At 40.3% G+C, this 23,204-nt stretch carries 22 protein-coding genes and 1 pseudogene; 20 read left to right on the plus strand and 3 right to left on the minus strand.

The features are described 5' to 3' along the window. Positions 1-174 precede the first annotated feature (174 nt). The 6 genes from CXF95_RS07285 (at position 175) to tyrA (ending at position 7,504) form a co-directional block, all read left to right on the plus strand. Complete coding sequence (locus CXF95_RS07285) at positions 175-1,791, plus strand: NAD(P)/FAD-dependent oxidoreductase (protein WP_101198077.1); 1,617 nt, start codon at positions 175-177, stop codon at positions 1,789-1,791. Positions 1,792-1,800: 9 nt separating this feature from the next. Next, entirely contained in the window at positions 1,801-2,712 is a 912-nt protein-coding gene (gene rlmF, locus CXF95_RS07290) for a 23S rRNA (adenine(1618)-N(6))-methyltransferase RlmF (RefSeq protein WP_101198078.1), read from the plus strand. A gap of 21 nt (positions 2,713-2,733) precedes the next feature. Further along, a complete protein-coding gene (locus tag CXF95_RS07295) occupies positions 2,734-3,294 on the plus strand; it encodes a sugar O-acetyltransferase (RefSeq protein ID WP_101198079.1) in 561 nt (186 codons plus the stop codon). A gap of 113 nt (positions 3,295-3,407) precedes the next feature. Further along, positions 3,408-4,943, plus strand: coding sequence for an AbgT family transporter (locus tag CXF95_RS07300; protein WP_101198080.1), 1,536 nt, complete (start codon positions 3,408-3,410; stop codon positions 4,941-4,943). 315 nt (positions 4,944-5,258) lie between these two features. Beyond that, on the plus strand, positions 5,259-6,353 hold the full coding sequence (locus tag CXF95_RS07305; RefSeq protein WP_101198081.1) for a 3-deoxy-7-phosphoheptulonate synthase: 1,095 nt from the start codon (positions 5,259-5,261) through the stop codon (positions 6,351-6,353). 8 nt (positions 6,354-6,361) lie between these two features. After that, on the plus strand, positions 6,362-7,504 hold the full coding sequence (gene tyrA, locus CXF95_RS07310; RefSeq protein ID WP_101198082.1) for a bifunctional chorismate mutase/prephenate dehydrogenase: 1,143 nt from the start codon (positions 6,362-6,364) through the stop codon (positions 7,502-7,504). A 171-nt stretch (positions 7,505-7,675) separates the two neighbouring features. Here tyrA and pheA read toward each other — a convergent pair whose 3' ends face one another. The 3 genes from pheA to yciH all read right to left on the minus strand — a co-directional run bounded on the left by pheA (position 7,676) and on the right by yciH (position 10,168). Beyond that, on the minus strand, positions 7,676-8,857 hold the full coding sequence (pheA, locus tag CXF95_RS07315) for a prephenate dehydratase (RefSeq protein WP_101198083.1): 1,182 nt from the start codon (positions 8,855-8,857) through the stop codon (positions 7,676-7,678). Between the two features lie 158 nt (positions 8,858-9,015). After that, the gene (locus tag CXF95_RS07320; protein WP_101198084.1) at positions 9,016-9,816 is read right to left on the minus strand and encodes a response regulator; all 801 of its coding nucleotides are present in this window, start codon (positions 9,814-9,816) and stop codon (positions 9,016-9,018) included. 31 nt (positions 9,817-9,847) lie between these two features. Then, on the minus strand, positions 9,848-10,168 hold the full coding sequence (gene yciH, locus CXF95_RS07325) for a stress response translation initiation inhibitor YciH (RefSeq protein ID WP_101198085.1): 321 nt from the start codon (positions 10,166-10,168) through the stop codon (positions 9,848-9,850). Between the two features lie 154 nt (positions 10,169-10,322). Between yciH and CXF95_RS07330 the strand changes: the two are divergent. From CXF95_RS07330 to accD, 14 genes and pseudogenes are all read left to right on the plus strand, one after another. Further along, positions 10,323-10,628: pseudogene (locus CXF95_RS07330) on the plus strand (STAS domain-containing protein). Between the two features lie 16 nt (positions 10,629-10,644). Beyond that, complete coding sequence (locus CXF95_RS07335) at positions 10,645-11,292, plus strand: response regulator (RefSeq protein WP_101198086.1); 648 nt, start codon at positions 10,645-10,647, stop codon at positions 11,290-11,292. A 25-nt stretch (positions 11,293-11,317) separates the two neighbouring features. Next, positions 11,318-11,767 carry a GNAT family N-acetyltransferase gene (locus CXF95_RS07340; protein WP_101198087.1) on the plus strand — a complete coding sequence of 150 codons (450 nt, stop codon included), beginning with the start codon at positions 11,318-11,320 and terminating at the stop codon, positions 11,765-11,767. An 84-nt stretch (positions 11,768-11,851) separates the two neighbouring features. Continuing rightward, on the plus strand, positions 11,852-12,865 hold the full coding sequence (locus tag CXF95_RS07345; protein WP_101198088.1) for a Fe(3+) ABC transporter substrate-binding protein: 1,014 nt from the start codon (positions 11,852-11,854) through the stop codon (positions 12,863-12,865). A 43-nt stretch (positions 12,866-12,908) separates the two neighbouring features. Further along, complete coding sequence (locus CXF95_RS07350; protein WP_101198089.1) at positions 12,909-14,573, plus strand: iron ABC transporter permease; 1,665 nt, start codon at positions 12,909-12,911, stop codon at positions 14,571-14,573. 7 nt (positions 14,574-14,580) lie between these two features. Beyond that, positions 14,581-15,636 carry an ABC transporter ATP-binding protein gene (locus tag CXF95_RS07355; protein ID WP_101198090.1) on the plus strand — a complete coding sequence of 352 codons (1,056 nt, stop codon included), beginning with the start codon at positions 14,581-14,583 and terminating at the stop codon, positions 15,634-15,636. Continuing rightward, positions 15,633-16,658 carry an NAD(P)/FAD-dependent oxidoreductase gene (locus CXF95_RS07360; protein ID WP_101198091.1) on the plus strand — a complete coding sequence of 342 codons (1,026 nt, stop codon included), beginning with the start codon at positions 15,633-15,635 and terminating at the stop codon, positions 16,656-16,658. The genes CXF95_RS07355 and CXF95_RS07360 overlap by 4 nt, the downstream gene beginning before the upstream one ends. Positions 16,659-16,664: 6 nt before the next feature. Beyond that, on the plus strand, positions 16,665-17,108 hold the full coding sequence (locus tag CXF95_RS07365) for a TerB family tellurite resistance protein (RefSeq protein WP_101198092.1): 444 nt from the start codon (positions 16,665-16,667) through the stop codon (positions 17,106-17,108). A 504-nt stretch (positions 17,109-17,612) separates the two neighbouring features. Next, on the plus strand, positions 17,613-17,888 hold the full coding sequence (locus CXF95_RS07370) for a hypothetical protein (RefSeq protein ID WP_101198093.1): 276 nt from the start codon (positions 17,613-17,615) through the stop codon (positions 17,886-17,888). 92 nt (positions 17,889-17,980) lie between these two features. Beyond that, positions 17,981-19,387, plus strand: coding sequence for a sensor histidine kinase KdpD (locus CXF95_RS07375; RefSeq protein ID WP_101198094.1), 1,407 nt, complete (start codon positions 17,981-17,983; stop codon positions 19,385-19,387). Further along, positions 19,384-19,962, plus strand: a complete 579-nt coding sequence (locus CXF95_RS07380; protein WP_101198095.1) for a hypothetical protein — start codon at positions 19,384-19,386, stop codon at positions 19,960-19,962. The genes CXF95_RS07375 and CXF95_RS07380 overlap by 4 nt, the downstream gene beginning before the upstream one ends. Beyond that, positions 19,959-21,305: a sigma 54-interacting transcriptional regulator gene (locus CXF95_RS07385; protein WP_101198096.1), complete on the plus strand. Its 1,347-nt coding sequence runs from the start codon at positions 19,959-19,961 to the stop codon at positions 21,303-21,305. Before CXF95_RS07380 ends, CXF95_RS07385 begins: the two co-directional genes overlap by 4 nt. 114 nt (positions 21,306-21,419) lie before the next feature. Continuing rightward, complete coding sequence (truA, locus tag CXF95_RS07390; RefSeq protein WP_101198097.1) at positions 21,420-22,205, plus strand: tRNA pseudouridine(38-40) synthase TruA; 786 nt, start codon at positions 21,420-21,422, stop codon at positions 22,203-22,205. A 150-nt stretch (positions 22,206-22,355) separates the two neighbouring features. After that, a complete protein-coding gene (gene accD / locus CXF95_RS07395) occupies positions 22,356-23,204 on the plus strand; it encodes an acetyl-CoA carboxylase, carboxyltransferase subunit beta (protein WP_101198098.1) in 849 nt (282 codons plus the stop codon).

Consider the following 23,204-nt stretch of genomic DNA (forward strand, 5'->3'; position numbering starts at 1 on the left):
TATCATTGGGACGATCATAAAGTAGCGACAGCAAAAAACAACAACTGTGTCGCTAATTCAATCTAGAATTTACCTATCGTAAGCATTCTATCTGACATAAAATACCTCACCTCGGCAATTGAAGAGCTGCGCCGAATACAGGTGAGTTGTTTATGTTTTATCATTGGAAACCTTATGTTGCGTTTAAACGAAGTTAAATTACCTTTAAATCATAATGAAGAGGCACTGCCCGCTGCTATTTTGCAGAAGTTGGGAATTGCCCCAGAAGATATGTTGTCTTTTGAGGTATTTAAACGTGCTTATGATGCCCGTAACAAAGCAGATATTTTATTGATTTATATTGTTGATATTGAGGTTGTTAATCAAACGGCGTTACTCACTCAGTTTATCAATGATCCCCATGTGCGCGAAACCCCAGACATGACATATAAGTTTGTTGCCCAGGCCCCACAAAACCTAAGCTCTCGCCCAGTGGTGATTGGTCTGGGTCCATGCGGTTTGTTTGCGGCCTTGATATTGGCGCAAATGGGTTTTAAACCCATAGTCTTAGAGCGCGGCAAAGCAGTGCGTGAACGTACCAAAGATGTGTTTGGTTTTTGGCGTAATAAACCGCTTGATACTGAGTCAAATGTGCAGTTTGGTGAGGGCGGTGCAGGTACTTTTTCCGATGGCAAGTTATACAGTCAAATCAAAGACCGCAAGCATTATGGCCGCAAGGTCCTAAATGAGTTTGTGGCAGCTGGCGCACCTGAAGAAATTTTATTTGTGAGTAAACCTCATATCGGCACTTTTAAGCTGGTAAACATGGTAGAAAAAATGCGTGCACAAATCATCGAACTGGGTGGTGAAATACGATTTAGCACCCGGGTGGATAAGGTCGACATTCTAGATGGGCAACTCAAGGGCTTGCACTTGTCTACTGACGAATATTTGCCATGTGAACACGCTATTTTGGCCGTAGGACATAGTGCACGTGATACGTTCGAAATGTTATATAAGCAAGGTGTTTACGTTGAAGCCAAGCCATTTTCAGTGGGTTTTAGAATAGAGCATGAACAATCGATGATTGATCAAAGTCGCTTTGGAGATAATGCGGGTCATCCTATTTTAGGTGCTGCAGATTATAAGTTGGTGCACCACTGTAAAAACGGTCGTTCGGTCTATAGTTTTTGTATGTGCCCTGGTGGAACCGTAGTGGCTGCTGCGTCTGAAGCGGGTAGAGTGGTGACCAATGGCATGAGTCAATATTCCCGTCATGAGCGTAATGCCAATAGCGCCATAGTCGTGGGTATTACACCAGAACAAGACTATCCAGAACATCCGTTAGCCGGCATTGCCTTACAGCGCCAACTTGAAGAGCTTGCTTACAAAGTCGGTGGCGAAAATTATCATGCACCGGCGCAATTGATTGGCGATTTTTTAAAAGGTCAATCGAGTGAGAAACTAGGTGCAGTCAATTCGTCCTATACGCCAGGTATTACTTTGACCGATTTATCTAAAGTCGTACCCAGCTTTGTTATTGAAGCCATTCAAGAGGCCATTCCTGCCTTTGATAAAAAAATCAAAGGATTTGCCAAGGCTGATGGTTTGTTGACGGGTGTTGAAACCCGTACTTCCTCACCTATTTGTATTAAACGTGGCAAAGACTTGCAAAGTATTAATACGGGCGGTTTATATCCTGCCGGAGAAGGGGCCGGTTATGCGGGAGGTATTTGGTCGGCAGGCATTGATGGAATAAAAGTGGCAGAAGCGTTAGCGTTAGATATGTTATCCCAAAGCCAAAAAGATTAGTGCCGGACATTGAAACATTCCAGAAATTTACATAAAGATAATTACCCATTAGCGCAGCTAGTGCAGAGTTATCCTGCTTTGCAGCCACATGTTCTCATTAAGCCCGATGGTGGTAAAACCATAGACTTTGCCAACCCAAATGGTGTCAAAGCCCTCAACGCTGCATTATTATCCCACTATTATCAGGTGAAATTTTGGGATGTCCCCGCTGGATATTTATGTCCTCCCGTTCCAGGTAGGGCCGATTATGTTCATTATTTAGCCGACCTGTTAGCCAAAGATAATCAAGGTGTGGTGCCTAAAGGCAACACCATTAAAGGTTTAGATATTGGCACAGGTGCAAATGTTATTTATCCGATTATTGCGACTCGATCCTATGGTTGGCAAATGGTGGGAACCGACATTGATCCTGTTTCGATTAAATCGGGAAACACTATTATTGCTTCAAATTCTGTTTTAACCAGCCACATTAATGTTAGACAACAACTTGAGCCACAACATATTTTTACTGCTGTGGTCAAGCCAGATGAACACTTTGCTTTTTGCATGTGTAATCCGCCCTTTCATCAATCAGCTGAGCAGGCCAAAGCCGTTTCCCAGCGAAAAATTCAGAATCTAATCAAGAATAAGTCAAAGCGAGGTAGCCCCGTAAACACCCAAAGACACAGTGCTGCCCTTAATTTTGCAGGGCAATCAAATGAGCTGTGGTGCGAGGGAGGTGAACGACAGTTTATCCAGAGAATGATTACTGAAAGCCGTGATTATGCAAACCAAATAGGCTGGTTTAGCAGTTTGGTTTCGAAGAAAGACAATCTAATTCACATATACAAAAGATTAGGTGAGCTGGGTATTAGCGATGTTAAAACTGTTGAGATGGCACAGGGACAAAAAGTCAGCCGTTTTGTGGCGTGGCGTTTTTAAAAGTAGCTTGAGAGGGCAAATATGAGTGTCTTAACCGAAAAACAAAAAATGTTGCAAGGGCTTGAGTATTTTCCCAGTGACAAATCATTACAGCAAGATAGAGCCAAGGCCAAAAAACTTTGCCAGCAGTTTAATCAGTTTGATATGGATGATAGAAAGGGCAGTCGAAAAATCATAAAAGCATTATTTGGTGACTGCCAAGGTGCTTGGATCGAGCCAAATTTTTATTGTGATTACGGCTATAACATTTCTACAGGTAAAAACTTCTATGCCAATCATGGCTTAGTGATCTTAGATGCTGCAGCTGTTACTTTTGGCGATGATGTGATGCTCGCTCCAGGAGTATTAATTTCAACCGCTACTCATCCTTTGGATGCGGTTAAACGCAACAAAGGCATTGAGACAGCCACAGCCATCACTATCGGAAATAGTGTCTGGATTGGTATGGGCGCCAAAATATTAGAAGGTGTGAATATTGGCGACAATGCAGTCATTGCGGCAGGCGCTGTGGTCAATAAAGATGTTCCCGCTAATGCTGTAGTGGCGGGTGTGCCCGCCACAGTGATTAAAATGTTGAATTGAACGGGTAAGTAGATAACAAGTACTATTGTCCATCGTTTTTTGTTGCTCGGGTGTATGGCAAAAACGTTTCTGGTAATTACTATTATTTCATAGAATGCAAAAATGGAGTTTTTATGTCGAGTCAAACTAGTTGGACAATGCGTGCGTTGGACAAAGTGGAAAGGGTTGGAAATAAGTTACCTGATCCTGCGATTATATTTTTGTTTTGTCTGGTTGTGGTGTGGGTATTATCAGCCATATTATCAAACTTCACCTTCAGTGCGATAGATCCCAGAACGGCTGAAACTGTAGTGGTGAACAACTTATTAACTGGCGACTCTATGGCAGATTTTTTGTCTAGAATGGTTACGATCTTTACTGGTTTTGCCCCCTTAGGTGTGGTGTTAGTCGCTATGTTGGGCGTGGGAGTCGCAGAACATTCAGGGTTTATTAGTGCGGGTTTGAAACGTATGCTCGACTCAACCCCTAAGACCTTGTTAACACCTATGGTGGTATTAGTGGCCATTGTTAGTCATACCGCTACCGATGCTGGGTATGTGTTGGTTATTCCACTTGCGGGTGTGATTTTTTATGCGATGGGCAGACATCCTCTAGCTGGTATTGCAGCAGCATTTGCGGGTGTTAGCGGTGGTTTTTGTGCCAACTTTATTCCATCTGCTATCGACCCTTTACTGCAGAGTTTTACGCAGAGTGCGGCGCAAATTATCGATCCTGCCATTCAAATAAACCCGCTTAACAACTGGTTTTTTAATTCTGCATCAACCTTATTGGTCGTGAGTATCGGCTGGTATTTAACCGATAAAGTCATTGAGCCTCGCTTAAGAGATGTAGAAGTTGATGGAGATCCTGCCGACATTCCGAAGTTCGATGAATTGGATGCAAAACAAAATAGGGCGTTGAAGGTTGCCTCTTTGACAATGTTGGGAGGTCTGATTGCTTTAGTCGCCGTTTTATACCCTGACTCTTCACCATTTAGGGCACCTACTGGCGAGTTAACATCCTTTACTGCACCCATTATGCAATCTATTGTTCCAATCATCTTCTTGCTGTTTTTATTACCGGGTGTGGTGTTTGGTTTTATGTCGGGCACTTTTAAATCAAGTAAAGACATGATTGATACCATGACGAAAGCCATGCAAGGCATGAGTTATTATATCGTTATGGCATTTTTCTGTTCGTTGTTTATCGATGCCTTTGGTAAGTCAAACTTAGGAGCATTGTTGGCAATAGAAGGGGCTGAGGTATTAAAATCACTGGCATTACCCAGTATGGTGACAATAGTGGGTATTATTTTTCTAACCGCTTTTGTGAACCTGTTTGTGGGTTCATCCTCTGCTAAGTGGGCTTTATTAGGACCTATTTTTGTGCCTATGTTGATGCAGCTAAATATTTCGCCAGATTTGACTCAAGCGGCATACCGGGTAGGGGATTCGTCTTCCAATATTATTACACCCTTGATGCCGTATTTTCCATTAGTCGTGGTGTATTGCCAACGTTATGTTAAGTCAACAGGCATCGGCACTCTACTCTCGTTAATGTTGCCTTATTCAATTTGTCTTTTGCTTCTTTGGTCTGTGTTTTTACTTGCTTATTGGGGACTGGGTATGCCTCTTGGCATCCAATCAAGTTATGTCTATCCAGCAGGATAATCCCTATGTTTGGCTGCCTTTTTTAGTCAATAAGATAATTTCTGATAGATCCTATACCGGTTCTAAGATCTATTGGTTTGGCTATTTTCATGGGGGTATTGCTTGAAAAACAGGCAGGCAACCTAATAAAGGCAATTAAAACTTGTTGTTAGTTTTAATTACTGCTAAAAAGTCAATTCTATTTCGAAAATAATAAATTCTGCAGTGTACTAAAATCGTTACACCGTATAAGTGTTATAGAAAAGTACGGTGCTAAGGGTCTCCTAATGTGTTGATCTAAGGCCAAATTTCAGTTTATTTTAAAAGAGTCAATTCATGTTACGTGACAGCATCAACAATATTAATATTTCCTCTGAGAAAGTCTTAGTGACACCTCAAGCGTTAAAATCAGAGTTACCAGTGAGTGATTCCTCGTTACAAGTTATTCAATCATCAAGGCAAGTTATTAGTGATATTTTACATCGTAAAGACCATCGGTTTTTGCTGATATGTGGCCCTTGTTCCATTCATGACATCGATGCGGCAAAAGAATATGCAATAAAGCTCAAAGAATTACACGAGAGTTGTAAAGACACGTTGTACATTGTGATGCGTGTCTATTTTGAAAAACCTCGCACTACTGTGGGTTGGAAAGGATTGATCAATGATCCGCACATTAACGATACCTTTGATATTGAGACCGGTTTACGCAAGGCCAGAGAATTATTAATTTGGTTGGCAGAACTTGAATTGCCTGTCGCCACTGAAGCCCTTGACCCAATCAGCCCTCAATATTTGGCGGAATTGTTTAGTTGGTCTGCAATAGGTGCGCGTACGTCTGAATCACAAACCCATAGAGAAATGGCCAGTGGTTTGTCTATGCCTGTGGGTTTCAAAAATGGTACCGATGGCAGTTTAGGTATAGCCATCAATGCATTGCAATCAGCTGCATCTGGTCATAGTTTTATGGGAATTAATGGTGAAGGACAAGTGAGTGTGATCACTACCCAAGGAAATCCGGACGGGCATATTATCTTACGGGGTGGCAAACAACCTAATTATGACTCGGTTTGTGTGGCTGATTGTGAAGCTGAATTAGATAATGTGAAATTGAGTGCAGGCTTAGTGATCGACTGCAGTCACGCGAATTCTAGCAAAGACTTTCGCAGACAACCCTTGGTGGCTAAAAATGTCGTAAACCAAATCCTTGAAGGGAATGAATCGGTTATCGGTATTATGTTAGAAAGTCACTTGAATCATGGAAACCAAAGCAGCTCGGGTAAAACGCCTGCAGATTTAGAATATGGTGTATCCATAACAGACGGTTGCATTAACTGGCAAACAACAGAAGATTTAATTAATCACATGCGAGATAAGTTGATAACAGTCTTACCTATGCGGTTAAATAGGTTAAATGACGCCGAAGACTAGGAAACCTTATGCCCGTATCACCCAATGAACTTAGTGAGTTGAGACAACAAATCGATGAAACTGATAGCCAGTTAGTTAAGTTATTGGCTCAGCGGGCTGAAATCACCGCTAAGGTAGGTAAATATAAAAGTCAGGTTGGCTTGCCCATTTATGTACCTGAGCGTGAAGCTGAACTGATTGCCAAAAGACGAGCAGAAGCGGAACAACAAAACGTATCTCCGGTTTTAATTGAAGATTTGTTACGCAGGATCATGCGTGAGTCTTATCATACTCAAAATGTTGAATATTTATGTACTAACCCACTGATTCAAAAAATTGTAGTGATAGGTGGGGCTGGTGCCTTAGGCAGGATTTTTGTTGATATGTTTAAACGCAGTGGATACCCAGTCCAATTGCTTGAACAAAACGACTGGCCGAACGCCGATTCTATTCTCAGTGATGCCGGCTTAGTGTTAGTCGCAGTGCCCATCAAATTAACCGAAAGTATCATATCTAAACTGACATGTTTGCCTTTAGATTGTGTATTAGTTGATATCACCAGTACCAAACAAAAACCACTAGCTGCCATGATGGCTGCGCACAAAGGTCCGGTATTGGGTTTACATCCCATGTTTGGGCCTGATGTACCTAGTATGGTTAAACAGGTAATGGTGGTATGCCATGGCCGTGATGAGGGGCAATATGAATGGCTATTGCAGCAAATTCGTATTTGGGGAGGGATATTGCAGCAGACCACGGCTAAAGAGCATGATGATGCTATGGTGTTTATTCAGGTGATGAGGCACTTTTGTAGTTTTGTGTTCGGCTCGCATTTAGCCAGTGAAAATCCTGACCTACAGCAATTAATATCCCTAAGTTCACCTATTTACCGTTTGGAATTGGCGATGGTTGGGCGGTTATTTGCTCAAGATCCTGCTTTATACGCCGATATTATTTTTGATAATAAGGATAGCGTCACTTTATTAACTGAATTTAGTGTGAAATTTAATCAGGCATTGACCTTGGTAGAAACGAATAACAAAGGTGAGTTCATAAAGCAGTTTTTAAAAATTGGCTCTTGGTTTGGTGATTATTCCAAGCAATGTTTAGTCGATAGTAGAAAACTTTTACTCAAAGCCGATGATGATCGTTCATTAAGTGAAGATGGCTAAATTTATTGAAGTGAAAGGTGTTTTTGTTATTTGCTATAGTTTTGTCTCACAAAATTTGGGGTGAATATCTGCTCATACTTATAAATTGCTAGAGCGATCTAAGCAGTCTATGTTGCATAAAAAAACGGGTGCAGCTTTGGCTGACCCGTTTTTTGTGTCCTACAGTAGGAACTATTCGGCTAAAGCACTCACCGCGGCGACCTTTGTTGGATTTATCTCTTCACTTGGATAACAGCCCAATACTTTAAAATATCGTGTCATGGCCTGTAACTCTTCTAATGCTTGCTGCATAGGCCCATCTTGTACATTACCTTCCACATCAAGATAAAACATTTCTTCCCAAGGGTTGCCAGTCATAGGCCTGGACTCAAGCTTGGTCATATTAATCTTGTTGTCACGCAATACCATAAGCGCCTCTACTAGTGCGCCTGGTTTTTGCACGGTTGACATCACTAAGGTGGTTTTTGCAGGTACTTGTAAGGGCACGTTGACTGGCTTAAGGGCAACCACAAAAAAGCGACTATGGTTTTCTTTTTGGTTGGCTAGGTTTGATTTAATTGCATGCAAGCCATATAAACTGCCACCCGTTTCACTGCCCATTGCCGCAATATCATCGCGATTTAATTCGGCCACTTTCAACATAGCTGCAGAAGTACTATCGCAAGTTTTAACTTCTACATTGCCTAGTTCTGCAAGGAAGTGGCTGCACTGAGCAAATACTTGCGGATGGGCGTATAAGGTCTTTATCTTACTTACATCGGTTTCTTGATTGACCAATAATGCATGTTTGATGGGGTGGGTGAGTTCACCAATGATCGAAAGATGAGTATGCTGCAGTTGGTCGTAAACCTCATTAATACTGCCTGAAGAGGTGTTCTCAATAGGTAATACTGCATAGTCAGCTTCTTTGTTCTCCACTTTTTTAATGATTTCTAAAAAACTTTGGCAGCCTATTTCATGTAGTTCACCAGGACGCCTAGAAAAATATTTTTGTGTGGCCAGATAACTGTAAGAACCTTTGTCACCCAAAAAAGCGACGCGATTCATTGGCAGGCTACTACCTGGGTTAGCTCTAGCAGCTAACAATGCTTGTTGATTTAAAACTGAGTCTTCGATGATGACATGAAATAATTGGGTGACATAGCGGGCATCTAGTCCCTGTTTTTTACCTTCTTTTATCAACCTAATCAATAATTGTTCCTCACGTTTTTGATCACGTACAGGGATCTGGTTTTTGATCTTGGTTTCAGCGACTTGATTAGTGTATTGCTGCCTTTTGGCTAAAAAAGTCAATAGCTGTGTGTCAAGTTCAGTGATTTTGACTCTAAGTTTTTCTAGTTCTGATGATGACATGATGTCCACTTATTATTTCAAATAAACCTCTCCATAGGGAGGTTTAAATCCTTGTTTTATGTATAAGAACTTATAAAGCCAGAACTGATATGTCAATGAATTGCTTAAGCACCATTTTTATGTTTCTCATAAATAATGAATAACGTCTTATTCTTTGTTCATTGTCCGAGTAATGAGGCTAACATTTTACGTACTTCATTCACTTCAAAGGGTTTGTCACATAATGCGTTAACACCCGTTTGGTGAATATTGGCCATATGCAGACTAGAGCTTGATTCACTGGTAACCATAATAATAGGTATATGTGCAGTTTCAGGATTAAAGCGAATAAATTCAGAAAGTTCCCTGCCATCCATTTCAGGCATATTATAATCTGTGACCACCAAATCAAATGTATTATCTTTTAATATGGTCAGTGCTTGTGCGCCATTTTCGGCTTCTAGAATTTTTTGTAGCCCGAGACTATTTAATACCCTTCGAATGTGATTTCGTGCCAGCTTACTATCATCAACTAAGAGTACTCTCACATCTTGCACATCAAATAATTCCAGATCCAGCTCATCAGCGTTGATCAAGTCAAGTGACGCTTTTAATGCTTTCTCTAAATTTTCTGGGGTAAAAGGTTTAGGTAAAATTGCCGCCACACCAGATTGTTTAAACTCTTCAAGCTTTTCGACCCGGTTTTCGCTGGAAACCAACATAAAAGGAGTTGAGGCAAAGGACTCGTCATTTTTAATATGTTTTATAATATCGAGGCCGGTTCCATCTTCAAAGTACATCGCACTGACAACCAAATCTGCACCATGTGTGGTAATCGCTTCAATGGCTTGTTTAACGCTACCCACAGCTTCGACGCGATGAATATCGGCTGCCTCTAACTGCTTAATTATGATTTTACGTTGTGTATCAGAAGGTTCGACTAAGATAATGCTAACTTCTGACAAAGCGAGATGGTGCATTGCTACTCCTAATTTAGATTACTGCTAGCTATTAACCACCTGCTAGTTTCACATTATGGCCTAGTTGTTCTAGTGTTGCTTTGATTTTATCGCGGTTGTCACCTTGAATTTCAATTATCCCATTTTTTATCGCGCCCCCTGTTCCGCACATTTTTTTTAATTGGCTGCACAAGTCTTTTAACTCTTTTTCAGATAAGTCCAAACCAGCTATTGTGGTCATACCTTTGCCCTTGCGGCCTTTGGTTTCACGGCGAATACGCACCACTCCATCTGTTTTTATTGATGGTTTAGTTTGATTTTTAGTTTGAATGCGCCCAGTTTGTGTACTGTATACCAGTCTATTTTCACTCATTTTTATCTCGTACCATATTGATGCTGAGCGGATAGGGGTTACATTCTAATAAAAAAATGTGATTCTTTGTAGGCAAAGCTGTAAAACTATTATTTAATAACATCAATTTAGTATCAGATACGCTGAAATTTTTATTGTTTAATAAGGGGGATATATGAGTTTGGATAGGGAATTTTCTGAAGATGGTAAAGAATTAAACATTTACCTAGAAGAAAAATTCGATTTTGGTAAAGTCCAAGACTTTTGCATAGCATATTCCGAAGGTAACTAAGGGGTAATTAGCATCGTTATTAATTTACAAAAAACTGAATATATGGATAATTCTGCATTGGGTATGTTATTAAACATGCAAAAAAGTGTAAGTGACTCAGTAAAATCATTTAAAATTACCCATTGCCGCCCACAGGTTCTAAAAATTCTGCAAATTGCTCGTTTTGGCAAAAAATTCAACATTCTATAGTCTTTCCTAACTAGTTATGCGTATTTTAGTCGTAGACAATGACACGCTTAATCGCTTTTTACTGGTACACATGCTTGAGCAACAAGGTTATATAGATACCTTTGATGCCGAGGATGGGGCAGTGGCGATTGAATTAGCGAAACGTATCAATCCTGACCTTGTGTTGCTTGATGTTGTGATGCCAGAAATGGACGTTTACGAAGTTGCAACAAGATTAAAAAAGTTAGCAGGTGATATCTATTTACCTATTATTTTTATCAATGTTGTAACCAACCAGTTGAGTCTATACGGAATTCACTCTGAACTATTTACTGTGTTGAGTGAGTTATACAATAATGCGCTAGAGCATGGTGTATTAGAACTTGATTCAGAATTAAAGCAATCTGAAGAAGGTTTTTTTGAATATTTCACTCAGCGTGAAGAGAAACTTTTGACGTTAGACGTTGCTAGAATTGTTATTTCCGCAGAGTATGTGCCTCATGAAAATTCCTTGGCAATTAGGGTGAGAGATTCAGGTAAAGGCTTTAAACAGGGGCGTATGACTAAACTTGAAAACATTGAAAAAAGTTATGGTCGAGGAAATTCCTTGGTCAAAGAGCTGTGTGAATCTGTTGAGTACACGAACAAAGGCAATACAGTCGATGTTGTTTTTAAATTTAACTAAGCCGTAAATTAAGGTATGAATAAAATTGGAAAAAATTTATATAAGGGTCGCCAAACACAGTGATGTAAAATCATTGGTGAAATTTAATCAATTAATGGCATGGGAAACCGAACAAAAACAATTAGACGAAGACATCTTGACTAAGGGGGTCTCGGCCTTAATTGTCGATGATAATAAAGGTTTTTATTTGGTTGCTGAACAAAATGACATAGTGGTTGGTAGTTTAATGGTGACCACAGAATGGAGTGATTGGCGTAATGGTGTTTTTTGGTGGGTACAAAGCGTTTATATTACGCCAGACTTTAGGCGCCAAGGTATTTATGCACAGTTATATGCGCAAGTTAAAACGTTAGCCGAGCAACAACAGAATGTATGTGGTTTTAGGTTATACGTAGAAAAAGAAAATGTTATCGCTCAAAAAACCTACGAATCTTTGGGTATGCAACCAACCCATTATTTGATGTATGAAGAATAATAAAATGGTATTGAGAATAATTCTCAATTAGATTAAGATCCCATTTCTATCTTTGCAATTGTCTTTAGAAAATAGGAATAACTCTTGAAAAATATCATTTTCTGTATGTTTGTTATAACCACAATGTTGTCTCCATTAGTTATGGCGGAGCAGGTGAATTTGTATTCAGCTCGCAAAGAAGCGTTGATAAAACCTTTACTGGATAAATTTACCCAACAAACGGGTATTTCAGTCAATTTAGTCACTGGCAAAGCGGATAACCTCATCACTCGTTTAAAGAGTGAGGGCAAATATAGCCCCGCAGATTTACTGTTAACAACAGATGTAGGTCGCTTATACCGCGCTAAACAGCAAGGTTTAACTCAGGCTATTACGGTATCAGCGGCAATTTCAACCTTGCCAAATAATTTTCGTGATGACCAGGGACATTGGTTAGGTTTATCATTGCGTGCTCGGCCTATGATGGTCTCAGTTGATAGAGTTGATGCTCAAACCATCGCCAACTTAGAAGATTTAATCAGTCCAGAATGGAAAGGACGAGTGTGTATTCGCAGTTCGAGTAATATTTATAATCAATCTATGGTGGCATCGTTGATTGTTCAGTTGGGCGGATCCGCAGCCCAGGAATGGGTTAATGGTCTTGTTAATAATTTTGCTCGTCCTCCACAAGGCGGTGACCGAGATCAAATTAAAGCCGTAGCAGCAGGCCTATGTGATGTGGCTATCGCGAACACTTATTATCTTGCAGGTATGTTGAGTTCTGAAGATGAAACAACCCAACAGCAAGCTAAAAAAGTAAAGGTTATTTGGCCAAATCAAGCTGGCCGTGGCGCGCATATTAATATATCTGGCGTGACTTTAGCGAAACATGCCCCAAATAAAGACGCCGCGCTGAAGTTAATTGATTTTTTACTCAGTAAAGAGTCACAGCTATGGTATGCCACAACCAACCATGAGTACCCTGTTTTAGCTGATATTGCTTGGAGTGAACTATTGCAGTCATTCGGCACATTCAAAGCTGAACAAGTTCCCCTAGGCCAGTTAGGTGAGTTAAATGCAGCAGCCGTTAAGATGATGGATCGTGCAGGGTGGAAGTGAGCGTTAATATTCCCAATCCTTTTTTAATAAAGTAAGCCAGTTTATGAAACACATAAACTGGCTCTATAGCTGGTTCAACGTTTGGTTTGTAAGCATCGCCTTAGGCTGTATGATTCTTGCGGCTCCAGTCGGCTTGGTTTTTGTGAGTGTTTTTTTTCCACAAACTGAAATATGGCAACATCTATATTCAACTGTTTTATCTGATTATATTGTTAACTCTCTGGTGTTGGCTTTTGGTGTTGGTTTCTTTGTTATTGTGATTGGCACTGTATTAGCTTGGTGTATTGCAAGATATGAATTTGCAGGCCGAAAACAATTACAATGGTTGATATTATTGCCAATGGCAATGCCCGCATACATTATTGCCTATACTTATACCGGTTTGTTGGACTATGCGGGCCCAATACAAACGTTGTTAAGGGAAACATTTCACTGGCAATATGGTGATTATTATTTTCCTAATATTCGCTCCTTGCCAGGGGCAATTATTATGTTGTCCTTGGTGCTCTATCCCTACGTTTATATGTTAGCTAGAACGGCTTTTAGCGAGCAACCATCTAGCCTCGAAGAAGTATCACGAAGCCTAGGCGTCCCCCCTATTAAACACTTGTTTAAAGTGGTTTTACCCTTGGCTCGTCCTGCTATTTTAATGGGCGCGGCCTTAGCAATGATGGAAGCGTTTGCAGATTATGGCACGGTGCAATATTTTGGTTTGAGTACTTTTACCACAGGTATCTTCAGGACTTGGTTCGGTTTAGGGAATGGTATTGCAGCCGCACAATTAGCTGCCATGTTAACCAGTTTTGTGGTGCTGTTACTTATTCTTGAATATCTGTCTAGGCGCAAAATTCGCTATTATTTTCAAGGACAAAGATCGCAGCAAATCAACAGACAAAAATTAACCGGTAGTAAAGCGTTTTGGGTGCCATTTGTCTGTGTGATACCGGTGTTTTTGGGTTTTATATTACCTGTTTTGCAATTGTTAAAATGGGCGACAATGACATACTCCAAACAACTTACCAGTGAGTTTTGGTTATTATTATGGAATAGTTTCTATTTGGCAGCCATCGCAGCCATAACTGCAGTGATATTGGCGCTGCTTTTTGCTTATGGAAAACGCCTTCATCCCATTAAGCCGATTCAATTGCTCGTTGGCGTGGTTAACCTAGGATATGCAGTGCCCGGAACCGTGATCGCTATAGGTGCAATGATTTCCCTCAGTTGGCTGGATATAAAAATCAATACGCTAACTGAAAATTGGTTCGATATCAGTGTTGGCTTAGTATTTTCAGGCTCATTATTTGCACTGATTTTGGTTTATAGTAGTCGCTTCTTAGCGGTAGCCATGCATAACATTGATACAGGATTGTCTAGAGTAAAACCCAGTATGGATGATGCGGCTCGTTCCTTAGGATATAAACCTTTGCAGATCCTCAAAATCATTCATGTGCCATTAATGAAAACCAGCGTACTAAGTGCCTTATTGTTAGTATTTGTGGATGTGTTAAAAGAGCTTCCCGCTACTTTGATCTTAAGGCCATTTAATTTTAATACCTTGGCAGTCAGAGCATTCGAACTTGCCTCAGATGAACGGTTAATGGACGCGGCATTACCCGCTTTAGCTATCGTAAGTGTGGGTATATTACCTGTTATTTTGTTAACTATGTTGATGGATAAACCTGACCCACAGAGTTCACAAGTCAATTAAGGAACTTATGTTAAGTCTCAATAATGTATCTGTTGCTTACCAAAAAGTGGAAGCCGTTAAAGACGTTACTTTTGAATTAGGCGTGGGGCAAATAGGTTGTTTATTAGGGCCTTCAGGATGCGGTAAAACATCGCTTTTGCGTGCAGTGGCTGGATTTGAGAATGTATCAGAAGGACAAATATGCTTACGTAGTAAGTTGGTTAGCGCTTTGCACAGTCACCTGGAGCCTGAAAAACGCCGAGTCGCTGTGGTGTTCCAAGACTATGCGTTGTTTCCTCATTTAACTGTTGCGCAAAATATTGCTTTTGGTTTGCATCAGCAAAACAGCGCACAAAAACGTCAGCGGGTCACTGAATTACTGATGCTAGTGGGATTACCCGGTTATGACAACAGATATCCACACGCTCTATCAGGAGGTCAGCAACAGCGTGTTGCTTTGGCAAGAGCAATGGCTGCGAAACCCGATTTATTGTTGTTAGACGAGCCTTTTTCTAGTTTAGATGCAGAGTTAAGAGATGAGCTAGCCAAAGAACTTCGAGCCATTTTGAAATACGAAAATACCACCGCTCTTATGGTTACCCATGATCAACACGAAGCGTTTGCTATGGCCGATGTAATAGGTGTGATGAACAAAGGGCGTTTATTGCAATGGACAGATGCTTACGCGCTTTATCATCGCCCTGTTAATCGTTTTGTGGCGTCCTTTGTTGGTGATGGGGTGTTCTTGGGTGCAAGTATAGATAACAACATGCAGTTAAATAGCGCTTTAGGCGTCTTCCCTATCAACCCTGATAGTGGCTTTAAGCAAGGTGATAAGGTCGTATTTTTAGTGCGTCCAGACGACGTTATTCATGATGATGAAAGTGCAACCTTAGCAAAAGTGGTGGATAGATCGTTTCAAGGATCTCACATTTTGTACCAACTGGAATTACAACACCTTGGCCATGCCAGGTTATTGTGTTTGGCACTGAGTCATCATGATCATCCATTGAATGAGCTTATTGGTATTCGTTTAGACTTGGAACATCTTATTGTGTTTGCAGATAACGGTGATGATTCATGAAAGTTGCCATTGTAGGGGCTGGAATTACGGGTTGTTTGTTGGCAAATTTTCTCGACTTAAAAAGTATAGATGTCAGTATTTTTGAAAAGTCACGTGGCTTTGGAGGGAGGGCCAGCACAAAACAAACCGATTGGGGACAGTGTGATTTAGGGGCCACCATAGTGCCTGCCCAACAAGCCGGCTTTATGAATTTTATGGGAACCCTGTGTGCTCAAGATAGGGTAAGTCAATGGCCTAAAAACATATTTGTTTCGCAACAAACTACTGACATTAAGCAACCATTAGAAATTTTTGTCAGTGACAAAGAATATTACGTTTTTAACAGCAAAATGAACGCCGCATGTCGATACTGGACAAAAAATGCTAAGGTGCAAAGCAACAACTTAATTAGCCAAATTCGCTACATTGTTGGTAAAGGGTGGCAACTTAAATCAAATGGGGTCTGGCAAGAAAAATTATTTGATAAAGTGGTTTTGACTGCTCCTTGGCCACAAAGCCAGGCGTTAATTGAACAATCTGAGTTATCGATGAAACTGCCTGACTTTTCGCAATCCTGGACAAGTTGTTGGTCGATTGCCTTAAAATTAGACCAATTGGTCGCCTCAGGTGTTGATTTGGTTTACCTAAAGGAACAATCTATTCGCACTCTCGTTCGGGATTCAGGTAAACCATTACGACCTCAAACATTCGATGCAGACACGGGAAGAAAAAGTGAAATATGGGTAGCCCAACTCACTAATAAGTTGTCAGATGACTTAGGTAAGGAGGGCAAAGACAAAGCGATTTCAATTGCCACTAAGGGGTTGTGCGAATTGTTCGATGTACCTATTAAGTCCGTTTTGAATACCTATGGGCATTATTGGCGTTATGCAAGACCTCGCGAGGGGCAAAAGCCGTTAGGCATATTGAATCAACAAAAATATGGGTTATATGCCGGGGGCGATTGGAGTTTTGGTGCCACTATAGAGTCGGCTCATGAAGCTGCTCTATCACTTAGTCAAGCCATAATAATGGGAGAGTAAAATACTATGATTGTCAGTATTCAAGAGTGGTTTAAAGGTTATTTAGAAGTCGAGGACAATGATCGCCAACATACAATCGAATTGGCTACAGCTGTGCTATTACATGAAGTCATGCGTGCCGACCATAAGTTTGACCAACGAGAGCAAGATAGTTATCGTATACAACTTGAGAAACATTTCTCTTTGAGTGGGACCGAGCTTGAAACCCTTTGCCAGTTGAGTCAATCCAAAGCAGACGACGCTGCAGACTATCAACAATTTACAAGAGTCATCAATGATACCTATGGCGCAGACGAAAAAAGAGCGGTGCTTGATTCGTTATGGTCAGTTGCCTACGCTGATCATGAACTCAGTCCTGATGAAGATTACACCATTAGAAAAATAGCCGATTTACTTTACATACCCCATAGCCAATTTATTCAAAGTAAGTTGTCAATCAAGCCTGATTAGGCTGGCTACTTTAGCTCCTATTTTCCAATTAAATAGAATGGTTTTTATTAGTGTCTTAAATAAAAGACATTCTAACTACTTGATTTAAAAGGTATAACTTAACCCAGTAGTATGGATGTCTCAAATTTAAGACATGTTATTTCGGTGGGGGATGGTTTTTCACGTCTATAAATCCAGTTTGTTATTTTAAGTTGTTGAAATATATATAAAATATTTTATTGGCACGAACCATGTAATGAGTTACTCCGTAATCACATTCAACCTGACTGGTTCCTCAGGTATCACATATGGAGAGTGAGTGTGGTGAAGGATATTAGTGCATTTCTGGTTTTGTTATTGGCTGCGATGGCGTTTGCATCTAATAGTACTATTATCCTTGATACGAATATAAATTTGTATCACTGATGGCATGGATGCCTTCTTTTAATTAGATTTAATGATTGGTTCAGGTTTGTTTATAAAATCTCATTTATCAGATCTTATTTAACAAAGGATGATAATGATATGAAAAAGACCGACTACATAGCTCCGTTTGTGTTTCTTGTCGCATTTATCCAGTTGTTAATATCAGTATCAGCAAGGGCTGATACTGATTTGATAGAAAAGCTTGATTTGGATAAGGACGGTCAAATCACCATTAAAGAAGCGGTTGCAAACCCTGCTGTTCTTGCCTCATTTGGGAAAATAGATACGGATGGCAACGGAAAGCTCAGTTCAATAGAGCTTGCCAAGATAAAAGTGGCACTGACTGAAGAAAAAGATATTAGTAAGTCTGAATAAAGATTCAAAAATAAAATAAAAAAATCGACCTGTTCGATCTTTTTTTATTATGCTGGCGCTATGATTAATTGAAAATACAAATGGGAGTGGCCATGCAACTAGGGTCATTACGACAATTAACACTTATTAGTTTTGTCGTTGTACTTGTGCCTTTGGCGTTGCTGGTCGGCTACAGCCAAATTAAGTTAAGTGAAATTGGTCAAATAGCCACGAATGAGGCTGAATATTCTGTTAATACAGTTAGGCGAGTCAGCAAAATGGAAGGTTTGTCGGTTGATATTGAGCGACTGGTGCGTCAATACCATATTGTGAAGAAGGACGCGCTTAAACCTTTGATAGAAAAATCAACTCAGCGGTTTATTGAATACCAAATACCTGTTTGTGAGCAGCTTTTGAAAAAAAGAAACTGTAGCAGTTTAACTGAGCGTATTGATTGGATTAACCAATATTCAGGTACCGATGACCAATTATTGTTGGACGCACAATTAGCAGAATTCAAACAAAATTTAAATGACTTTGCCGCACAAGTCGATCTCAGTCTTGACAAGAGGATCCAAGATCAACAAATTTATGTGAGTTCGGTTCAGCAAACACAATTTTGGTTAACCGCCTGTTTATTAGGTGCTTCATTTATATTAATTGCCCTCGGTTCCAAGGCAATATTAAAACCTGTCTCTAGACTTGAACGCATTATTACCGCCATGTCGAGACAGGAAGATATATTACCGGCAATTGCTACTTCAGGTCCAAAAGAGCTAATTGTATTAGAGCAGAAATTACACCGATTAGCTGGTCGCTTAATTCAATTAGAAAATTTACGTCATGCATTATTGCGTCATGCATCCCATGAGTTAAAAACGCCCTTGGCAAGTATCAAAGAAGGCTGTTCATTATTGACAGAGCAAGTTGTAGGCCCTTTGAATGCAGATCAGGAAGAGGTGTTATCATTGTTAAACAGCAGCACAGATAGGTTAAATTTACTTATTGTACAGCTGCTCGATTACAATTTGTTGCTGCAACAAGCTAAACCGGTGTTTTCGAAGTTCAATACCGAAAGATTTTTTGAGGAATTTGTGACCGAAAACAGTTTGGCTATTAAACAACATGATAACCAAATCGATATGAAAATAGAATTACCAATCATTTTTGCTGACCAGAAGTTGTTTCGGAGAATTTTGGATAATTTAGTGTCAAATGCCATTGCCCATGGAAGTAAAGGCAGCCCCATTATTATAAGTCTCTATCAGCAAGACAATATGCAGGTATTGGATTTCGCTAATCGGGGTCAAGAGATTGCTGTGGAGCAACGTCATTTCCTATTTCAGCCTTTTAGCCGTGGTGAGGGGGTGCGAAATGATAGAGTCACAGGCTCAGGTCTTGGATTATCTATAGTTGCCGATTGTGCCAGAATGATGTTTGGAAAAGCCGAATTAGTTGAAGTGGATTATGCAGACGTGTGTATGCGTGTGCAGATCCCAAGCAAAGAAGCGAGTATATGAAATCGAAACTATTAGTCGTATTCAGCAGCTTAATTTTATTTACAAGTTGCGAGTTACTGCAGTCTTTAAAAACACCCAAAACCAGCCCTGAAGTACTAGAAGTACTAAACAATCAACCTTTTTGTGTATGGGAGAATTCTTCACAAGAGAATGATTGTCAAATCGAATATTGGTTAACGTTTTGGTATGAGATAGAAGATGTCGCATGGCCCGAACGTAAAAAACAAATAGATGCATTAACTGAACAAGATACTGATGTTTTGAAAAAGGTACTCCTTAGCCAAGGTAAAAGCACACCATTTCAAGATCGTTTGCGAGCACAAGGTTGGGTTGAGTCAATTTTACCGAAATTAAGTCAACCGATGCGCCGTTTTATCTTAGTCGCACTCTATCATCCTAGTCAGGATTTGCTAGAACTGGAGTCTGCGTTAGTGACTTTAAGTAAAATTAATACCCAACAATCATTCAAGATTGAAGAACAACAAATGTTGTTAAAAAAACAACAAAATCAAATTGACCAGTTGCTTAATATTGAAGCGTCTATCATCCAAAGTATCGAAGAGGATAAAGAATGAGTCAGTCGAATATATCAGATCCTAATGTACTGTTGGTTGATGATGATGAAAGTTTATTACGCTTAATGACCATTAGATTTAAGGGAGAAGGTTACAATGTGCAAAGTGCTGGTGGCGGTAAAGAAGCATTAAGGTTAATCAATACCCAAAATTTTGACGTGGTATTGAGCGATTTACGGATGCCGGGATTAGACGGATTAAGCCTTTTTGAAGAGATTATGGGGCTTGGAAAAGATGTGCCTGTTATTTTAATGACCGCCCACGGAACTATTCAAGATGCGGTTGAAGCCACACAAAGAGGTGTATTTGGTTTCTTAACTAAACCCATAGATCATGATGAATTGCGCAGTTTGATGAAAAAAGCGGTGAGTCAAAGTCAAGGGGCACAAAAAGGACAGTGGTGCGAAAAAATCATTACCCGTTCGATGCAAATGGAACAACTGCTTGATCAAGCTTATCGTGTTGCCAAGCGCGACGTTAGTGTCTTGATAAGTGGGGCCAGTGGCACCGGTAAAGAACTGTTGGCCAGTGCCATTCATAAAGCCAGTAAAAGAGAAGACAAAGCTTTTGTGGCGATTAACTGTGGTGCTCTGCCTGAAAACTTGCTCGAATCTGAGCTTTTTGGTCATGCTAAAGGTTCTTTTACTGGCGCGGTCAACGAACATAAAGGACTTTTTAGAGAAGCAGATGGAGGCACTTTATTTTTAGATGAGATTGGCGATATGCCAATTCCACTTCAGGTTAAGTTACTTCGAGCGCTTCAAGAACAAACCATACGCCCCGTGGGTAGTAGTAAACAAATCCCAATTGATGTGAGGGTGATATCCGCGACCCATAAAAACCTCAGTAAGGAAATGGAAAAAGGCAATTTCAGAGAAGATTTGTATTATCGACTTAACGTAGTGAATATTACTTTACCTACCTTAAGAGAACGCTCTGAAGACATTCCTTTGTTGGCTCGGCACTTGTTAAAAACCAGCGCAGAACGGCATCAGGTTAAGGTCAATCGATTTTCTGATGATGCAATGCAACTACTCACAACTTGTTTGTGGCCTGGTAACGTTCGGCAACTTGTTAACGTAGTTGAACAATGTGTTGCTTTAACCCAAACACCCATTATCGCGTCGCATTTAGTTGAACAAGCTTTATCTGCTTCAGAGCAAAAATGGCCAACCTTAACTGAAGCAAGGGATGCCTTTGAGCAGACGTATTTATTGAAGTTGCTTAAAATGACCGATGGCAATGTTACAAGGGCGGCAGAATTGGCCGGTAGAAATCGTACAGATATGCATAAGTTGATGAAAAAACATGATCTTCACTCGGTCGATTTTAAGCGAGACTGAATGATCTGTTCGATTCTAAGATTGCACTTTAATCGGGTTTGACTAAAAACCACTGTTAATTACTTATAAGTTCCTTACAATACCGCGAATTTTTTGAATAACAAAAGTGGACTGATGCGATTAGCTCTAGGCATTGAATACAACGGTGCACCCTACCATGGTTGGCAGCGCCAACAAACTGTGGCTAGTGTGCAACAGCACGTTGAAGAAGCGTTAACAACTATAGCCAATGAACCCATCAAAGCAGTCTGTGCTGGACGAACTGACGCAGGGGTTCATGCTACTTGCCAAGTGGTACATTTTGATACCAATATTCAGCGGCCCGATCGTGCTTGGACTATTGGTCTTAATCGTTTTTTACCCGACTCCATTGCAATAAAATGGGTGAAAAATACCGATGAGGAGTTTCATGCTCGATTTTCTGCTACTGCACGACGTTACCGATATGTCATTTATAATCATCGTCTACGAAACAGCATATTACCTAAAGGTGTAACGCACATACATAATGAGTTAGACCATGAGTTGATGCATCAAGCAGCTCAATATTTGTTAGGTCGACATGATTATAGTGCGTTTAGAGCTGTAGACTGTCAGGCTAATACTCCAGTGCGGCAGATGAGTCATATAAATGTCAGCCGATTTGGTAATTTTATTATGATTGATGTTACAGCAAATGCATTTCTTCATCATATGGTACGTAATATTACAGGCTCTTTATTGACGATTGGCAAAAAGGAAAAACCCACAACTTGGATGAAGACATTGTTAGAAGGTAAAGATCGAACCAAAGCCGCATCAACAGCAAAGCCTAATGGTTTATACTTGGTACATGTGACTTACCCCGAAATATTTAATTTGCCGACTACACCTTTGGGGCCATTATTTTTACCTGATTGATACTTCTAAGACCAGTTTTATATTCTTGATGGGGGCTTGATGTGATTTAATAGGGTTTCTTTCAGCCGATAGGGCTTAAAACGGGCACTAAATTAACCGTTGAATATTGTCAATTTGTTAAGTTTAACGAGTTACATAACAGGATTTGATATGAGTTGGATTGAAAAAATACTACCACGCACTAAATCATCGACTAAAAGCAATGTGCCAGAAGGAATTTGGACTAAATGCGGTGAATGTGCAGCAGTACTATATAAAACAGAGTTAGAAAAGCAGTTAGGGGTTTGCCCTAAATGTGATCATCATATGCGTATTACTGCGCGCGCGCGCATTAATCACTTTTTAGACCAAGGTGACAGGGTAGAGTTGGGCGGTGATTTAGAGCCGCAAGATTTGCTTAAGTTTAAAGACTCTAAGAAATATAAAGACAGATTAACTAGCGCCCAAAAAGCCACAAAAGAGAAAGACGCAATCGTTATTATGCAGGGCAAACTGAACGGTATGCCTGTTGTTGTGGCGGCGTTTGAATTTGCCTTTATGGGCGGGTCGATGGCTTCAGTAGTCGGGGCTAGATTTGTTAAAGCAGTGAATGCGTGTTTGGAACACAATATGCCACTTATTTGTTTTTCAACGAGTGGCGGCGCACGTATGCAAGAGGCGCTTTTATCTTTGATGCAGATGGCTAAAACAAGTGCTGCATTAGCAAAAATGAGCGAAAAAGGTTTACCTTATATTTCAGTTATGACTGATCCCACTATGGGTGGCGTGTCTGCAAGTTTAGCAATGTTGGGTGATGTGAATGTAGCAGAGCCTAAAGCATTGATTGGTTTTGCAGGTCCAAGAGTGATTGAACAAACGGTGCGTGAAACATTGCCTGCAGGCTTTCAGCGAAGTGAATTTTTGTTAGAAAAAGGCGCCATTGATATTATTGTCGACCGTCGTGAAATGCGTGACAAATTATTTAGTTTATTGTCAAAACTGCACCATCAACATCACTAA

It is taken from the genome of Paraglaciecola sp. MB-3u-78 (assembly GCF_002835935.1).
Classification (GTDB): Bacteria; Pseudomonadota; Gammaproteobacteria; order Enterobacterales; family Alteromonadaceae; genus Paraglaciecola.

Bases quoted from the DNA above. Each gene is read 5' to 3' on its own strand.
- CXF95_RS07285 (WP_101198077.1), top strand. From the start codon at position 175: ATGTTGCGTTTAAACGAAGTTAAATTACCTTTAAATCATAATGAAGAG.
- CXF95_RS07295 (WP_101198079.1), top strand. From the start codon at position 2,734: ATGAGTGTCTTAACCGAAAAACAAAAAATGTTGCAAGGGCTTGAGTAT.
- CXF95_RS07300 (WP_101198080.1), top strand. From the start codon at position 3,408: ATGTCGAGTCAAACTAGTTGGACAATGCGTGCGTTGGACAAAGTGGAA.
- CXF95_RS07305 (WP_101198081.1), top strand. From the start codon at position 5,259: ATGTTACGTGACAGCATCAACAATATTAATATTTCCTCTGAGAAAGTC.
- tyrA (WP_101198082.1), top strand. From the start codon at position 6,362: ATGCCCGTATCACCCAATGAACTTAGTGAGTTGAGACAACAAATCGAT.
- pheA (WP_101198083.1), bottom strand. From the start codon at position 8,857: ATGTCATCATCAGAACTAGAAAAACTTAGAGTCAAAATCACTGAACTT.
- CXF95_RS07320 (WP_101198084.1), bottom strand. From the start codon at position 9,816: ATGCACCATCTCGCTTTGTCAGAAGTTAGCATTATCTTAGTCGAACCT.
- yciH (WP_101198085.1), bottom strand. From the start codon at position 10,168: ATGAGTGAAAATAGACTGGTATACAGTACACAAACTGGGCGCATTCAA.
- CXF95_RS07335 (WP_101198086.1), top strand. From the start codon at position 10,645: ATGCGTATTTTAGTCGTAGACAATGACACGCTTAATCGCTTTTTACTG.
- CXF95_RS07350 (WP_101198089.1), top strand. From the start codon at position 12,909: ATGAAACACATAAACTGGCTCTATAGCTGGTTCAACGTTTGGTTTGTA.
- CXF95_RS07355 (WP_101198090.1), top strand. From the start codon at position 14,581: ATGTTAAGTCTCAATAATGTATCTGTTGCTTACCAAAAAGTGGAAGCC.
- CXF95_RS07360 (WP_101198091.1), top strand. From the start codon at position 15,633: ATGAAAGTTGCCATTGTAGGGGCTGGAATTACGGGTTGTTTGTTGGCA.
- CXF95_RS07365 (WP_101198092.1), top strand. From the start codon at position 16,665: ATGATTGTCAGTATTCAAGAGTGGTTTAAAGGTTATTTAGAAGTCGAG.
- CXF95_RS07370 (WP_101198093.1), top strand. From the start codon at position 17,613: ATGAAAAAGACCGACTACATAGCTCCGTTTGTGTTTCTTGTCGCATTT.
- CXF95_RS07375 (WP_101198094.1), top strand. From the start codon at position 17,981: ATGCAACTAGGGTCATTACGACAATTAACACTTATTAGTTTTGTCGTT.
- CXF95_RS07380 (WP_101198095.1), top strand. From the start codon at position 19,384: ATGAAATCGAAACTATTAGTCGTATTCAGCAGCTTAATTTTATTTACA.
- CXF95_RS07385 (WP_101198096.1), top strand. From the start codon at position 19,959: ATGAGTCAGTCGAATATATCAGATCCTAATGTACTGTTGGTTGATGAT.
- truA (WP_101198097.1), top strand. From the start codon at position 21,420: ATGCGATTAGCTCTAGGCATTGAATACAACGGTGCACCCTACCATGGT.
- accD (WP_101198098.1), top strand. From the start codon at position 22,356: ATGAGTTGGATTGAAAAAATACTACCACGCACTAAATCATCGACTAAA.